This is a genomic window from Acinetobacter sp. NRRL B-65365 (genome assembly GCF_001605865.1).
In the GTDB taxonomy this organism is placed as follows: Bacteria; Pseudomonadota; Gammaproteobacteria; order Pseudomonadales; family Moraxellaceae; genus Acinetobacter; species Acinetobacter vivianii.
The window spans coordinates 1-14,825 of sequence record NZ_LRPD01000023.1 but is presented as its reverse complement, the minus strand read 5'-3'; the positions used below and the strand labels follow the sequence as shown (position 1 = coordinate 14,825).

Below are 14,825 nucleotides of genomic sequence, written 5' to 3'. Positions count from 1 at the left end.
TTATTCCCCTTGAGCAGCGTGTTCTGCTGCAGCATGAGTTTCTGCTGTTGCATGTCCAGCAGAATGGTCAGCACCGTGATAGTTACTCATATAGTGGTTGATGATTGTTTCAAACAATTTTGGTTCAACTGATGAGTAATAAGTCACTGGGTGTGGCTTAGTCGGGAACGGTGTCATCGCTTCAGCTTTAGCAAGCGCTTCTTCATCACCAGCAGCTTTAGCACGATTCACTAAATGCTCGATCTGATGCTTAGAACGATCGCCATCTTTCAGCGTTGCTAACTCGGCTTGGTCAAGGATCGGTTTTTGAATGGCTTTTGTACCATGGTCATCAACAACGATTGTGTCGCCTTTACCAGCTTTGATGTCTGCTACCCATTGTGCAAATTCTGGTTCAGTCACACTGTGTGCCTTAAAGCGCATTTGTGAGAAACCGTAACCTGAATAGTTTGCTGAGAAACCACGGAAAATACCTGGTTCATCTGCTAATAGATGCAGGTGAGTTTGCATACCAGCCATTGCGTAGATCTGGCCACCTAACTGTGGGATGAAGAAAGAGTTCATCGTAAAGTTAGAAGTGATCTTAAAGCTTACTGGTGTTTGCTCTGGGAAGCGTACTTCGTTTACCGTTGCAATGTTTTGCTCAGGATAGATAAAAATCCACTTGAACTGTTCAGCGACAGCTTGAATAGTTAATGGTGCTTTATCAGATTCTAACGGACGGTAAGGGTCGTACTTGTGGGAACCCCACCAAGTTAACCAAGCTAAAATACCAATAATAATGACAGGAACACCCCAAACAACGATCTCAATTGTCGTAGAGTGTGCCCAAGTAGGTTTATAGTCTGCATCTTTATTCGACGCGCGATATTTCCAACCAAACCACAATGCCATAACAATTGATGGAATTACCACCAATAGCATTAAATAGATCGCAGTCATCATCAAGTTACTTTGACCTTGACCAACTGGACCTTTATTGTTTAGAAGTACCATATCACCGCCACACCCAGTTAAGAGCGCGGCCATCGCAGATAAAGACAATACAGCTAAAATCGTTTGTCTCATTTTACAACCTCGGTGAAGAGTCCCATTCCCTAATTAAATTATGGGATAGCGATTAAAGTGTCGCGTGATTGATAAGAATTGTTTAAAAAATGCTTAGCAATCACGCGACACCGCTACGTTGTTGGGCATTATGCCTCATATTGAAGAACTAAGCTACTGATAAAGTGGCCTGAAATGCTTGTTTTAAAACCCGATTTATCTTGTAGGAATTAAGGTTGAGTTAAGTTCTTTTTGTATAGATATCAATTTAATATAAAAGAAAAGAGGAATAAATCCTCTTTTCTTTATTGATTTGTGATTACTGTTTAATTACCTTGGTTTTTGCCAATTTATCGTGCAGAGTTTGACGATTTTTGTTCAATGCGAAGAAAGCATAATCAACAATTGTAATAAATGGCATAAACAGCAGATTTAAAATAATGAACAAAATACTGCGTAACCAAAAAGCGCGAATTGTACTGACTTGAGTAAATGTTTCAGCATCTACAATTTTAATTTTCGCAATTTTCTTACCAATACTCTGACCTGATTTTGCAATAAAAAAAGCCTGAATCATGAGCATGATAATCAGATAAGCAAAAATACTCATCCATGCTTCATTCGGGATAAGGTGCATGAGCTGCTGCTGTAATTCTACAGCCTTACTTGATGCAACTTGAGCTGCCTGTAATTGTTTTTGAATTTCAAACAATTCTTTATATTGGCTTTCGTTAAAGAAGAAAGAAGGAATAGCTGCCATTGGCAACCAAAGAATCAAGTCCAACACTTTTGCAAGCGCACGAGAGTGGAAGGGTGCTAATTCTGGTTTGGCTTTTTGCTCAACCTTGATTTTAAAAGAAGCGTTCTCTGTTTCTGTTTTAATCGGAGCACTAAAAGGTGTGTAACCTACAGGTTCGTATACAAGTTTACCTTGAGTAAGTTCACCAAGTGTTTTCCATTCAGTCATACCTTCGTGCCAGGCCAGATCCGTCAATAAAACTTGTTGACTGGCAAGCATTTGGTTCACTTGTTCTAAACTATAGGGACCAGCTTGTTGATTGTTACGAGCCAAGTAAATTTGCATAATTTAAAAATCTCAATTACGAAAGATGAAAAAAGACCCTACGAAAGAGGGTCTTTTTCTAAAAAAGATTAAGCTTTCTTGATCTGTTCTTCAGCGAGGAAGAACCAGGTGTCAAGCACTGAGTCAGGGTTCAATGACACAGATTCAATACCTTGTTCCATGAGCCATTTCGCAAGGTCAGGATGATCCGAAGGACCTTGACCGCAAATACCAACGTATTTGCCTGCTTTGCGGCATGCATGAATTGCCATAGAAAGAAGCGCTTTAACTGCTGGATCACGTTCGTCGAACAGGTGAGAAACGATACCAGAGTCACGGTCAAGTCCGAGTGTTAACTGGGTTAAGTCGTTTGAACCAATCGAGAAGCCATCGAAGTGTTCAAGGAACTGTTCAGCCAATAATGCATTGGTTGGGAGTTCACACATCATGATCACTTTTAGACCATTTTCACCACGTTTTAAGCCGTTTTGAGCAAGTAATTCGATCACACGTTTTGCTTCAGAAACCGTACGTACGAATGGGATCATGATTTGAATGTTGGTTAAGCCCATTTCATCACGAACTTTTTTCAATGCACGACATTCAAGTTCAAAACAGTCACGGAAGTTATCCGAAACATAACGGCTTGCACCACGGAAGCCCAACATCGGGTTTTCTTCTTCTGGCTCGTAAAGTTTACCGCCGATCAAGTTTGCATATTCATTTGACTTGAAGTCAGACATACGAACGATCACTGGCTTGTCTGCAAATGCGGCTGCAAGGGTAGAAATACCTTCAACCAATTTTTCAACATAAAATTCGATTGGAGAAGAGTAGCCCGCAGTACGTGCCATAACAGCGGCACGTGTTTCGCGTGGTAAGCTGTCAATGTTCAATAATGCTTTCGGGTGTACGCCAATCATACGGTTAATAATGAACTCAAGACGTGCAAGGCCGATCCCTTCGTTTGGAATCTGAGCAAAGTCAAATGCGCGGTCAGGGTTACCCACGTTCATCATGATTTTGAACGGTAATTGTGGCATAGAGTGAATTGAGTTGCGTTGCACTTCAAAGTCTAGCGCACCTTCATAAATGAAGCCTGTATCACCTTCAGCACATGAAACAGTCACTTCCTGACCATCAGCAAGAACTTCTGTTGCATTACCACAACCGACAATCGCAGGAACACCTAATTCACGTGCAATAATTGCTGCGTGACAAGTACGACCACCACGGTTGGTCACAATGGCAGCGGCACGCTTCATTACTGGTTCCCAGTCTGGGTCAGTCATGTCAGATACAAGTACATCACCGTCCTGTACCTTGTCCATTTCTTTAATCGACGTGACAACACGGACTTTACCAGAACCGATACGTTGACCGATTGAACGGCCTTCACAAATTACAGTACCACGTTGTTTTAACAGATAACGTTCCATTGTGCCGACATTCTGGCGACTTTTTACTGTTTCTGGACGTGCTTGAACGATATAGATTTGGCCGTCATCGCCATCTTTCGCCCATTCGATGTCCATTGGAGAACCATAATGCTGTTCAATGATCAAAGCTTGCTTCGCTAATTCGTGAAGCTCATGATCATTTAATGCAAACTGTTGGCGTTCCTGTTTTTCAACATCAACGATCACAACTGATTTACCCGCCGCACCTTCTTCACCATAAATCATTTTCTGGTGTTTAGAACCGAGGTTACGACGTAAAACAGAATGTTTACCCGCATTTAATAATGGTTTTGATAAATAGAATTCGTCAGGGTTAACTGCACCTTGTACAACCATTTCGCCCAAGCCGTAAGATGCAGTAATAAATACCACATCACGGAAACCAGATTCTGTATCTAGTGTAAACATTACACCAGCCGCACCAGTTTCTGAGCGAACCATACGTTGTACGCCAGCAGAAAGGGCAACAACACTATGTTCAAAACCTTGGTGTACACGGTAAGCAATTGCGCGGTCATTATAAAGAGAAGCAAATACTTCTTTAATCGCGATAAGAATATTATCAATACCACGGATATTTAAGAAAGTTTCTTGTTGCCCTGCAAATGAAGCGTCAGGTAAGTCTTCAGCAGTTGCCGAAGAACGTACAGCAACGGCAATGTCTGGGTTGCCGTTTGAAAGTGCTGCAAAAGCATCACGAATTTCTTGTTCTAATGTCGCAGTAAGCGGAGTGTCAACAATCCATTTACGGATTTTCGCACCAGTCTCAGCAAGTGCAATGACATCATCAACATTGAGTTGGGTAAGTTCAGCCTGAATTCGAGCATTTAAGCCGCTTTGATCCAAGAACTCACGATAGGCAGCAGCAGTTGTTGCAAAACCACCCGGTACCGATACACCAGCATTGGATAAATGGCTGATCATTTCACCCAGAGATGAGTTTTTCCCACCTACGAGTTCGACATCGTGTTTTCCTAATTTTTCCAGACCGATTACGCGCGCTTCCAAAGTATTTACTCCACTTTTTTTGCAGTATGAATGACCATCATTGGTATGAAATTATACAAAAGTGCCTAGATTTAGTATTTTACTAAGCGACAGTCATGTTAGATGAGTTTACTATAAAGATTATAGAGCACTAAGACAAATGTTTAAGGAGAATTTTGATGCCCGTAAGTAAAGAAATTAAACGGAGCGTTTTTTTTATTTCGGATGGCACCGCGATTACCGCAGAAACCCTTGGACATTCACTACTTGCGCAATTTCCAAACGTGGATTTTGATATCCATATCATGCCTTATATTGCGACAGAAGAGGCAGCAATGGTCGCTGTGGCAGAGATTAATGCGTGTCAGTCTCGGGATGGCTCTTTACCGTTGGTTTTTGATACGCTGGTCGATCCGCATGTCCGTGAAATTATCAATACGGCCAAAGCAGTCAATCTGGATGTGTTTGAAGGTTTAATCAGTAAATTAGAACAAGAAATAGGGGTTCCGCCAACGACATTGGTTGGACAAACGCATGCCGTAACAGATTCTGAATATTATAAAGCCCGTATCGATGCAGTACATTTCGCACTGGATAATGATGACGGTGCGAGAACACGTCATTATGACAAAGCCGATATTATTTTGATCGGTGTGTCCCGTTCTGGTAAAACCCCAACCTCGATTTATTTGTCATTACAATTTGGTATTCGTGTTGCAAACTATCCTTTAACCGAGGAAGATCTGGACGATAACCGTTTGCCAAAAGTGCTACGTGAACATAAGCATAAACTGTTTGGTTTGATGATTGATGCAGAGCGTCTGGTGGCAATCCGCAATGAGCGCAAGGCCAATAGCCGCTATTCAAGCTTTAGTCAGTGTCAGATGGAACTACGTGCAGTTGAAGGCATTTATATCTCGGAAGGGATTAAATATCTCAATGTCACCGAGATGTCGATTGAAGAAATTTCAACACGTGTTTTACAGATGACTGGTTTAAAACGTCGTATTGGTTAAATAGGTGCTTCAATCGAAAAGCGTGGTCGAAGTGCTACGCTTTTTTATTTCCAGAATGACAAGAACAGGAAAATACAATGAAAAGACTGGTACTTCTTCTACCGCTTCTGGTGGTTTCCCAAATCCATGCAGAAACATTAGCGCAGTTTGAGAAAAAGATAATTCACAAATATGCGAATAAAGATTTTTATCAGCTCAATCAGGCAATCGAGTCTGATATCGTCAATAAAATAGAGAATGATCCTGCCAGTTTCAATTATTCCTTTCCCGCTTTTGAAGACCATTACCATGTGCGTATTCAGTTTTCACCAGATAAACAGTTAAAGTTTTATACTTTTGATGTAGGCGGTGGCGGAACGATGGGGGAATACTCATCCTATGTGCAAACTCAAAAGAGTGGGAAAACTCATTTAACGCCTGTCGAGACGGGTTTGATTTTTGATGTTAAACAAACTGTATTAACGGAAAAACCAGTTTATTTGGTGAATAGTTATTATAAAGGTAGCAGTTGTATTGGCGCTTATACAATTGATGCTTTGCAGCCGACTCAAACGGGACTGATTCAGACAGTAAAAATATTCCAGACCAAAACCAAATTACTGGATCGCATACAGGTCGATTTTGATTGTAACAATCATGAAGGTCCGAATGATGTTCCTGACTATATTCGTAGTGATAAAAATCTGAATCATATTGATATTATGCTGCTGGATAAAAATGGAAAACCACAAGCCAAGTATTTGCGTTATCGTAAAACCAATACGGTTTATCAATATATCGGTGTCGTGAAGTAAGCACCATTTATAAAAAATAATGCTTACTTTCAGATAACAGCATTTAGCTGTTCTTAAGATCCATCAACAGGCTAAAGTTTTCTAAACGTTTCTCTGTATCATAAATATCACAGGTGAAAATAAACTCATCAACCTCATATTGGCTGGCGATTTTATTTAAACCCGCTTTAACGGTTTCTGCCGAACCGATTTGAGCCATAGCATAGAAATTCTGAATGGCAAGCTGCTCAGCACTGGTTGCCAGACCTTGCGTAGATTCAATCGGTGGCTTGAGTTTCAAGCTGTGACCACGGATCAAATTCAAGATACGTTGATACGAACTGGTTGCCAGATATTGTGCTTCTTCGTCTGTCTCAGCAACCACGGTAGGGACGCCCATTGAAACATAAGGCTTATCCAGATATTCAGAAGGCTGGAAATTATCTCTATAGATTTCGATTGCTTGACCTAACATTCGTGGAGCAAAATGCGAAGCAAATGAATAAGGCAGTCCAAGCTTGGCTGCCAGCTGCGCACTAAATAAACTTGAGCCTAATAACCAGACTGGAACGTGGGTGTTTTGACCAGGTGTAGCAATAATGCGCTGATTAGGCTGTGGGTCTTTGAAATATTGTAAAATTTCCAGCACATCTTGTGGGAACTGATCTTCAGTTTCCTGACGACCTCGGCGTAACGCACGCATGGTCATCTGATCTGTACCAGGTGCACGACCTAAGCCCAGTTCAAAACGATCTGGATACAGGGTTGCTAATGTTCCGAATTGTTCAGCAACAACCAGTGGCGCATGGTTTGGCAACATGATACCGCCTGAACCCAAGCGGATCTTTTGCGTATTTGCAGCAATAAAACCCAATAAGACCGCTGTAGCAGAACTGGCAATACCATCCATGTTGTGATGTTCTGCCAGCCAAAAGCGTTCATAGCCTAACTTTTCAGCATGCTGTGCGAGCTCTAAAGCATGGCGTAGTGAAAATTCAATAGTCTTATCATCTCTAACAGGGGCCAATTCCAAAATAGAGAACTTTATATCTTGTAGTGTTTTCATCATCACATCTCAAAACCATATATCGAAATACTACGATATAAGTTTGAGTTTGTATATCGAATTTGTTCGATATATTGTTTCAATCCCATAAAAAAAGCACCCGAAGGTGCTATAAAGGGTAAAACGAATATTTGACCGAATGGATTAACGGTTTTTGTACCAACCACGATGGCGACCATTGTCATGGCGATAGTTATGACGTGAATTGTAATAACGACGGTCATCATAAGAACGGCGGTTGTCATAACGGCGATCATAGCGACGGTCATCATCACGATCCTGACCAACCTTTTGTCCTAAAGCGGCACCACCAGCAGCACCTAATGCCGCACCGATATAGCCACCATTGGTTCCGCCCATGTTACGACCGACGGTATAACCACCGACACCACCTAAACCACCACCAATCGCAGCCTCAGTACGGTCACGACGATTACTTGATGCAGCTGCACCGCCAGCGCCACCAATTGCTGAACCAATCATGGCACCCGTATTACCGCCCAGTTGTTTACCTATAGCTGTACCAACTACGCTGCCTAGAGCCGAGGTTGCTGCCACACGAGTCGTGTTGTCTGCATGTGCAACAGTAACCATTGACGAAGCTGCCAGGATAACGCTACATAACCACATATTCGATTTCATGATGAAACTCCTTATCCATTCTTTTGGACAGTATTCTTTTTGCTTGTGCCAAATGTAACAAGACTTTTTAGTAAAATTATGGAGTGCAATATCTGGATTGAGAGAGTTTCACGAGGGTTTTGTTGGAGTTCTATTACAAGTGAAGAAATTGTGAATAAATTATAAAAATAAAGAATGAATGCGCAATGAACAACGGGCTTTATGCGAATCGGGTACAATAGAAAAAGTTTCGCTGAGGATTTATATATGCTGCTGGAAAAAATTTTGCAATCTCAAGGCTTTGGTTCACGTAAGTATTGCCAGCAGTTAATTAAAAATGGTTCTGTGCAGATCGAAAATCAGATTTGCGATAATCCCAAACAGAATATCAATACCGATCAACTGATATTTCAGGTCTTTGGTGAAGAATATCAATATCGCGAGCATGTTTATATTATTTTAAACAAACCACAAGGTTATGAATGTTCACATCAGGCCACGCATCATAAAAGTGTATTTAGCTTATTTCCTGAAATTTTACTTCATCGTGGTATTCAATGCGTAGGACGGCTGGATCAGGACACTACAGGTTTATTGCTTCTCACCGATAATGGGCAATTTTTACAGGCATTGACCCATCCGCGTAAACATGTACCTAAGGTTTATCATGTCACCACAGCAGATCTGATCACACCTGAGCAAATACAGGGCTTGCAGCAAGGTGTGGAACTTAGAAATGAAAAGGGAATCTATGCTGCAACGGATATTGAATTATTGTCGGAGCATCAGTTGAGCATGACCATTCATCAAGGTGTCTATCATCAAGTCAAACGGATGTTGGCTGCTGTCGGGAATAAAGTGGACGCTTTACATCGACATCAAGTCGGTTTGCTTGAACTTCCTGACTTGCCAGAAGGTGAATGGATGTATTTAAGTGATAAACAAAAACAGTTAAGTCAAAATATAGCTGTAGAAGCTTAATTACTTCAGAAAGCAATGATAAGTCTTAAACTCACTGTCCTGAATAAATCCCATTTGTTCATAAAGACGATGGGATTGATAATTATTTTTTTGGGTTTCTAGACTAATCCGTTGAGCATTTTCATGACGGGCAAAAAGTATGGCGGTATCAATCAACTGTTTGGCTGCACCCTGTTTACGATAACTTGGGGTGACATAGACATCATCTAATATGTAATAGGTTTCACAGGCAACTGAAGAAAAGGCAAGGTAGAGTAGAACAAAACCTGTGAATACATCATCTTTAACGTGAATGAAAATAACACTGTCTTTATTGTCAAAACGATGTTTAAGAAATTGATAGGATTGTTCAAGATTTGATGATGCACCGTAGAATTGACGGTATTCGTCAAACAAGACAGCAAGTTGATGAAGATCTTCCTTTGTTGCTCGCTTAACTATCATTCCAGCCCATCCTTACACTTATAGTTTTATTTGGACTGTCAGAATAGCGAAAAAAATTCATCTTAAAAAATAAAAACTTGTTTATAAATGCAACATTGTTAAGTTTTGTCACTTTCACCTAACAGCGCATTCAGTTCTTCAAATAGATCTTCGTGATCGTCCTCAATTTCAGCTGCTGAAGGATTCTCGGCAGATGCTGCGGCTTTCGATTTACGTAACTTAAGCAGTTGTTCCATATTGATGTTCTGGTTTTCAATTGCAAAAGGAATCGACTTGGTCAGTACGACTTGTTTAAAGAAAAGGCGAACGGCTTGAGCAGGGGAGATACCCAACTGCTTAAAAACGGCAAAGGCCTGTTTCTTTTCCTGAGAATCGAGGCGAACCTGATAAACTTCTGTTTTACGCATTAAGAATGTAACCACATATTTTTAGTTATCGTCATGTATTTTAAACCATTGCAATGTAATTTCAATATTTTTGAGGTGAAAAAATAGAATTTTTGTCATTACGATGTAACTACAGTGTCAGTTCAAAGTTGGATTTAAAGGCCATTTCCTGTTTTAGAATAGGATCTATGAAATGAATGTCCTTCGCCAATAGCTGTAATGGGTGGCTGAAATCATCGTCTTCTTTATGTGCGACAACTGGATAAAAAGGGTCATTTAAAATTGGAATGCCGAGATAATTTAAATGCACACGTAACTGGTGTTGCTTCCCCGTTTTGGGTTTGAGCTGGTATTTTGCGTACTGTTGGTTGTGTTCCAACAACTCAATGAGTGTTTCTGTATTCTCAGCTTTTTCGGGATTAATTTGCATGGTGTAAAAAGGATTTCCTTTCTCCAGATGCAATTGCAAGATTTGCGGAAAGTTGAGTTCTGCCCGATAAGCCGCAATAGCGTGGTAAGTCTTTTCGACTTTACGTTCGGCAAAAAGCTGCTGATAAATGCCACGGGTAGCAGTTGTCTTGCAGAATAAAACCACACCCGCCGTTTCCCGATCCAGTCGATGAATCGGCGTGAGGTCGGCATATCCTGTTTGTTTCTTTAATCTCACCAAAAGCGTTTCCTGAACATATTGTCCAGTTGGAGTCATAGTGAGAAAGTGGGGTTTATCGACCACCAGCAAATCTTCATTTTCAAACAAAATTTCATGTTGAAAAGGCACATGAATTTCATGCGCGAGAAAACGATAATAAAAAATGTGAGTATTGGGCGTGTAACTACTTTCTATATTGAGTCTTGCACCATCTGCTGCATAGATTAGCCCATCGACAAAGCGTTGTTGCCATTCTTCTTGTTGTATGTGAGGGAAATGCTGGCAGAGATAGTCAAAAATGGTGTTTGCAGAAGCATCATGAGTTAAAAAGACTTTACTGGCACTCACGCCGTCGATCAGTGGCGGAGCAAATTCAATAATAGAGGTCATGCAGCGATACGACTCAGTATAAACGATGTAAAAAAAGCCAGTTTAAAAGGAGTTTATTAGGCTTTGAAGCAGGGCAATGTTATCATAGCCAGCATCCCAATTTTGTTCTATTTGCCATGTCATATTCAGTGAAATTCAACTTAAATCATGAACAAGACACTCAACAGTTTGCACGCATCCTGTCTCAACACGTGCATTCAGGCATTATTTACTTGATTGGTGATTTAGGTGCTGGCAAGACGACCTTTACTCGTTATTTTTTACAAAACCTTGGTCATCAAGGTTCGGTAAAAAGCCCGACGTATACGCTGGTTGAACCGTATGCCATTCAGGGTAAAGAAATTTTCCATTTCGATCTTTATCGTTTAGATGATCCTTATGAATTGGAATTGATGGGTATTCGTGATTATCTGGAAACGCCCGATGCCTTATTTCTGTTTGAATGGCCGTCTAAAGGTGGCGATGAGATTCCAAAGCCAGATATCGTGATTGATATTCAAAAATCAGAGGATGAATTGACCCGATCTGTCACCTTAACCACAGAATCAGAACCTTTAATTCAAATTTTGCAGGAACAACTGAATGGCGCATGATGCAACTCGTCGTATTCATACCCTTGATGCTGCTTTAGCCAACCAGATTGCAGCGGGTGAGGTCATTGAACGTCCTTCATCAGTGGTCAAAGAATTATTAGAAAACTCGATTGATGCGGGCGCAACTGAACTGATTATTCGGGTGGCGCAGGGCGGTTCGACCCTGATTGAAATCATTGATAATGGTAACGGGATTCATCCGGAAGATTTACCCTTGGCGGTGATGCGTCATGCCACCAGCAAAATTCAAACCGCAGATGATTTACATGCGATTGTGAGTCTGGGCTTTCGTGGCGAAGCCTTAGCGTCTATCGCAGCCGTATCACGCTTAACCTTAACCAGTAGTCAGGATGAACAGGGTGTTGGCTATCAGGTGGAAGTGAACGGAACGGCTTTTGATCATCAGCAGATTCAGGCAGTGGCTGCCCAGAAAGGGACGCATATTCGTGTACAGGATTTATTTTTTAATGTCCCAGCACGCCGTAAATTCTTAAAAAAACCAACTACAGAATTTAATCATATTGAAGAAATTGTTCGTCGTCTGGCTTTAACCCATTTCGATATCCGTTTTGTTCTGGAACATAACGATAATATTCGTTTAAACCTGCCGATCGCGGATAGTGGCGAATTACGTTATCAGCGTGTACAACAATTATTGGGTCAGCAATTTATCCAAAATGCCTACTGGATTGATTCGGATAGTATCAATATGCGTTTGTCTGGCTGGTTGGGGCACCCATCCGATGCGCGTGCTCAAGCAGATTTGCAATATGTTTATGTGAATGGTCGTATTGTTAAAGATAAGACCATTTCACATGCCTTACGTATGGCTTATGACGGTATTTTGCATGGGCATCAACATTCTTCTTATTTGTTATTTTTAGAAGTTGATCCTGAAAATATTGATGTCAATGTGCATCCAACCAAGCATGAAATTCGCTTCTTGAATCAACGTGAAGTGCATGAATTTGTACGTCATTATGCTAAAGCAACCTTGTCGCAATTTCAGACGGCAACTGCTGATCTGGCACAGGCCATGAAAACAGCTGAGGCGGATGATCAATTTAATTATCAACCTCAACCCAAATATCAGGAACAATTTAATCTGCATCGTGCAGCAGTAGAAACAGAACCGCAATCTAATCAGCCCGCTGCAGTGTCGACAGATTTATTAACCGAGTTTAATCAGAGTCGCCCACAGGCGGTACAGTATAATTCAGCTCAGACTCAGCAACCCAAATATAACGGTTCGGCACAATTAAATAATGCCTTGAAAACCTATTTGGCGCCTTTGCGTGAGGAGTCTGAGACAACGACTGAAGAAGACAATGCGCCGTCCCGAGTAGATGAGTTTCCGTTGGGTATCGCGATTGCTCAGCTACATGGTATCTACATTCTGGCTCAGAATACGGAAGGCCTGATTATTGTGGACATGCATGCTGCACATGAGCGGATTCTGTTACAACAAATGAAATCGGCATGGGATAAGCCTGAGTTTTGGACCTCACAGCAATTGCTGATTCCGAAAGTGGTGTCTATCACCCGCATGCAGGCGACGCGAATTGAGGATTTACAGCCACAATTGCAACGTTTAGGTTTGGAAATTGATCAATATGGCGATGAGCAGGTGATTGTACGTGGCGTGCCTGCCATTTTGCACAAGGCTGATTTTGGTAATCTGATTCCAGAGCTATTAAATGATTTGGATCCAAATGATGAAGCCAGAGGTTTATTACAAAAACGTGATGAGCTTTTAGCAGGAATGGCATGTCATGGTGCGGTACGTGCTCATCGTCAATTAAGCCTTTCAGAAATGAATGCCTTATTGCGTCAAATGGAACACACCGAATTCGCCAGTCAGTGTAATCATGGTCGTCCAACCTGGCGCGCTTTTCCATTGCATCAACTAGATAAATTATTTGCTCGAGGAGAGTAGTTTTACATGTCAAATCAATTGCCCGTCATCAATTTAATGGGGCCTACCGCAAGTGGTAAAACTGCATTGGCATGTGAACTTTACGAGCGTGGTAATTGTGAACTGATTTCTGTGGACTCGGCTTTAGTTTATAAAGATATGGATATTGGAACCGCCAAGCCGACCAAAGAAGAGCAGGAACAGTATCCGCACCACTTAATTGATATTATTACGCCATTAGAAGTGTATTCAGCGGCGCAATTTGTAGAAGATGTCTGCCCACTGATTGATGATATGCACGCACGCGGTAAAACTCCGATTTTGGTGGGGGGAACCATGTTGTACTTTAAGTCTCTGTTAGAAGGACTGGCTGATAATTTACCTAATGCAGATCAAAGTATTCGGGATGCCATCAATTTAAAAGCAGAACAAGAAGGTTGGCAGGCGGTTTATGACGAATTGGTCGCAGTGGATCCAATTGCTGGGCAGAAATTCAAAGTGTCAGACAAACAACGAATTATTCGGGCATTGGAAGTTTATCGGATTACGGGTGAGCCAATAACAAAATTACAAGCTGAACAACCTAAAAATCAACCATATCGTTACACATTTCATAACTACGCATTAATGCCTGATCGGTTAGAATTACATCAACGTATTGAGCAAAGATTGCGCAATATGTGGGATATGGGTTTTTTGAATGAAGTAGAGGAACTGATTGAAAAATACGATTTAAATGATGATTTGCCATCTATGCGGTCTGTCGGTTATCGTCAAGCTTTAGAATTTTTATTAAAAAGTGACTTGAGTCTCGAAAATAAAGTAGAAATGGAGAACAAAGCGCTATTTGCTACAAGGCAATTAGCAAAACGTCAATACACTTGGTTACGTTCTTTGCAAGAAATACACGATTTTAAAACTTACGTGACGATAAAGCAGGCGAAAGAAGACTTGCGAAACTTCTTTGGATAAAGCAAAATTCGCAAGCTGTCTTTTTAATAATTTTTAGTTGAAAAATAAAGATAGTTTTTTTGCGCTGATTTAAAAATTTTTTGGAGTTAAAAATGTCTAAAGGTCAAACTTTACAAGATCCGTTCTTAAATTCTCTCCGTAAAGAACGTATTCCAGTTTCTATTTTCCTTGTAAACGGTATCAAATTGCAGGGACACATTGAGTCATTTGACCAATATGTCGTTTTATTGAAGAATACAGTAAGCCAAATGGTTTACAAACACGCGATTTCTACAGTTGTTCCTGCACGTAACCCACGTCCAGCTGGTGCTCAAGGCGCTGCAGGTGGCTTCCCAGCTCAAGGCGCTACTGGCGGCTTCGGTGGTCAAGGTTCTACTGGTGGCTTCGGTGGTCAAGGTGGCTTTGGTGGTCAAGGTGGCTTTGGTGGTCAAGGTGGCTTCGGCGGTCAAGGTGGCTTTGGTG

General features: G+C 41.2%; 15 protein-coding genes. 7 read left to right on the top strand and 8 right to left on the bottom strand.

The features are described 5' to 3' along the window. From cyoA to ppsA, 3 genes are all read right to left on the bottom strand, one after another. Nucleotides 1-1,068: a ubiquinol oxidase subunit II gene (gene cyoA / locus AWW72_RS10015; RefSeq protein WP_062847228.1), complete on the bottom strand. Its 1,068-nt coding sequence runs from the start codon at nt 1,066-1,068 to the stop codon at nt 1-3. 298 nt (nt 1,069-1,366) lie between these two features. Continuing rightward, the gene (locus AWW72_RS10010) at nt 1,367-2,131 is read right to left on the bottom strand and encodes an RDD family protein (RefSeq protein WP_062847227.1); all 765 of its coding nucleotides are present in this window, start codon (nt 2,129-2,131) and stop codon (nt 1,367-1,369) included. Nucleotides 2,132-2,199: 68 nt separating this feature from the next. Continuing rightward, nucleotides 2,200-4,578, bottom strand: a complete 2,379-nt coding sequence (ppsA, locus tag AWW72_RS10005; RefSeq protein WP_004771590.1) for a phosphoenolpyruvate synthase — start codon at nt 4,576-4,578, stop codon at nt 2,200-2,202. A 158-nt stretch (nt 4,579-4,736) separates the two neighbouring features. Here ppsA and ppsR point away from each other — a divergent pair, with 158 nt between their 5' ends. Continuing rightward, entirely contained in the window at nt 4,737-5,573 is an 837-nt protein-coding gene (ppsR, locus tag AWW72_RS10000) for a posphoenolpyruvate synthetase regulatory kinase/phosphorylase PpsR (protein ID WP_004771591.1), read from the top strand. Between the two features lie 77 nt (nt 5,574-5,650). Continuing rightward, nucleotides 5,651-6,367, top strand: coding sequence for a hypothetical protein (locus AWW72_RS09995; RefSeq protein ID WP_062847226.1), 717 nt, complete (start codon nt 5,651-5,653; stop codon nt 6,365-6,367). Between the two features lie 43 nt (nt 6,368-6,410). On the opposite strand, the gene AWW72_RS09990 is transcribed toward AWW72_RS09995, so the two are convergent. Together AWW72_RS09990 and AWW72_RS09985 are read right to left on the bottom strand one after the other, a co-directional pair. Continuing rightward, nucleotides 6,411-7,412: an LLM class flavin-dependent oxidoreductase gene (locus tag AWW72_RS09990; protein WP_171254708.1), complete on the bottom strand. Its 1,002-nt coding sequence runs from the start codon at nt 7,410-7,412 to the stop codon at nt 6,411-6,413. 144 nt (nt 7,413-7,556) lie between these two features. Beyond that, nucleotides 7,557-8,054, bottom strand: a complete 498-nt coding sequence (locus AWW72_RS09985) for a glycine zipper 2TM domain-containing protein (RefSeq protein ID WP_062847224.1) — start codon at nt 8,052-8,054, stop codon at nt 7,557-7,559. A 246-nt stretch (nt 8,055-8,300) separates the two neighbouring features. On the opposite strand from AWW72_RS09985, the gene AWW72_RS09980 reads away from it, so the two are divergent. Next, nucleotides 8,301-9,014 carry a pseudouridine synthase gene (locus tag AWW72_RS09980; RefSeq protein WP_062847223.1) on the top strand — a complete coding sequence of 238 codons (714 nt, stop codon included), beginning with the start codon at nt 8,301-8,303 and terminating at the stop codon, nt 9,012-9,014. Here the strand turns inward: AWW72_RS09980 and AWW72_RS09975 are convergent, their stop codons facing one another. The 3 genes from AWW72_RS09975 to AWW72_RS09965 all read right to left on the bottom strand — a co-directional run bounded on the left by AWW72_RS09975 (nt 9,015) and on the right by AWW72_RS09965 (nt 10,883). Then, nucleotides 9,015-9,458: a GNAT family N-acetyltransferase gene (locus AWW72_RS09975; protein ID WP_062847222.1), complete on the bottom strand. Its 444-nt coding sequence runs from the start codon at nt 9,456-9,458 to the stop codon at nt 9,015-9,017. A 98-nt stretch (nt 9,459-9,556) separates the two neighbouring features. Next, a complete protein-coding gene (locus AWW72_RS09970; RefSeq protein WP_062847221.1) occupies nt 9,557-9,865 on the bottom strand; it encodes a type II toxin-antitoxin system RelB/DinJ family antitoxin in 309 nt (102 codons plus the stop codon). Nucleotides 9,866-9,974: 109 nt separating this feature from the next. After that, nucleotides 9,975-10,883: a pseudouridine synthase gene (locus tag AWW72_RS09965; RefSeq protein WP_062847220.1), complete on the bottom strand. Its 909-nt coding sequence runs from the start codon at nt 10,881-10,883 to the stop codon at nt 9,975-9,977. 116 nt (nt 10,884-10,999) lie between these two features. Here AWW72_RS09965 and tsaE point away from each other — a divergent pair, with 116 nt between their 5' ends. The 4 genes from tsaE to hfq all read left to right on the top strand — a co-directional run. After that, nucleotides 11,000-11,476 (top strand): tRNA (adenosine(37)-N6)-threonylcarbamoyltransferase complex ATPase subunit type 1 TsaE, encoded by a 477-nt coding sequence (tsaE, locus tag AWW72_RS09960; RefSeq protein WP_062847219.1) that lies wholly within the window; start codon nt 11,000-11,002, stop codon nt 11,474-11,476. Continuing rightward, on the top strand, nt 11,466-13,412 hold the full coding sequence (gene mutL / locus AWW72_RS09955; protein ID WP_062847218.1) for a DNA mismatch repair endonuclease MutL: 1,947 nt from the start codon (nt 11,466-11,468) through the stop codon (nt 13,410-13,412). The genes tsaE and mutL overlap by 11 nt, the downstream gene beginning before the upstream one ends. A 6-nt stretch (nt 13,413-13,418) precedes the next feature. Further along, a complete protein-coding gene (gene miaA, locus AWW72_RS09950) occupies nt 13,419-14,363 on the top strand; it encodes a tRNA (adenosine(37)-N6)-dimethylallyltransferase MiaA (protein WP_062847217.1) in 945 nt (314 codons plus the stop codon). Nucleotides 14,364-14,455: 92 nt separating this feature from the next. Beyond that, a partial coding sequence (gene hfq, locus AWW72_RS09945) for an RNA chaperone Hfq (protein WP_062847216.1) occupies nt 14,456-14,825 on the top strand: 370 nt, incomplete at its 3' end.

Excerpts from the sequence above, each read along its gene's own strand:
- cyoA (WP_062847228.1), bottom strand. The coding sequence starts at position 1,068 with ATGAGACAAACGATTTTAGCTGTATTGTCTTTATCTGCGATGGCCGCG.
- AWW72_RS10010 (WP_062847227.1), bottom strand. The coding sequence starts at position 2,131 with ATGCAAATTTACTTGGCTCGTAACAATCAACAAGCTGGTCCCTATAGT.
- ppsR (WP_004771591.1), top strand. The coding sequence starts at position 4,737 with ATGCCCGTAAGTAAAGAAATTAAACGGAGCGTTTTTTTTATTTCGGAT.
- AWW72_RS09995 (WP_062847226.1), top strand. The coding sequence starts at position 5,651 with ATGAAAAGACTGGTACTTCTTCTACCGCTTCTGGTGGTTTCCCAAATC.
- AWW72_RS09990 (WP_171254708.1), bottom strand. The coding sequence starts at position 7,412 with ATGAAAACACTACAAGATATAAAGTTCTCTATTTTGGAATTGGCCCCT.
- AWW72_RS09985 (WP_062847224.1), bottom strand. The coding sequence starts at position 8,054 with ATGAAATCGAATATGTGGTTATGTAGCGTTATCCTGGCAGCTTCGTCA.
- AWW72_RS09980 (WP_062847223.1), top strand. The coding sequence starts at position 8,301 with ATGCTGCTGGAAAAAATTTTGCAATCTCAAGGCTTTGGTTCACGTAAG.
- AWW72_RS09975 (WP_062847222.1), bottom strand. The coding sequence starts at position 9,458 with ATGATAGTTAAGCGAGCAACAAAGGAAGATCTTCATCAACTTGCTGTC.
- AWW72_RS09970 (WP_062847221.1), bottom strand. The coding sequence starts at position 9,865 with ATGCGTAAAACAGAAGTTTATCAGGTTCGCCTCGATTCTCAGGAAAAG.
- AWW72_RS09965 (WP_062847220.1), bottom strand. The coding sequence starts at position 10,883 with ATGACCTCTATTATTGAATTTGCTCCGCCACTGATCGACGGCGTGAGT.
- tsaE (WP_062847219.1), top strand. The coding sequence starts at position 11,000 with ATGTCATATTCAGTGAAATTCAACTTAAATCATGAACAAGACACTCAA.
- mutL (WP_062847218.1), top strand. The coding sequence starts at position 11,466 with ATGGCGCATGATGCAACTCGTCGTATTCATACCCTTGATGCTGCTTTA.
- miaA (WP_062847217.1), top strand. The coding sequence starts at position 13,419 with ATGTCAAATCAATTGCCCGTCATCAATTTAATGGGGCCTACCGCAAGT.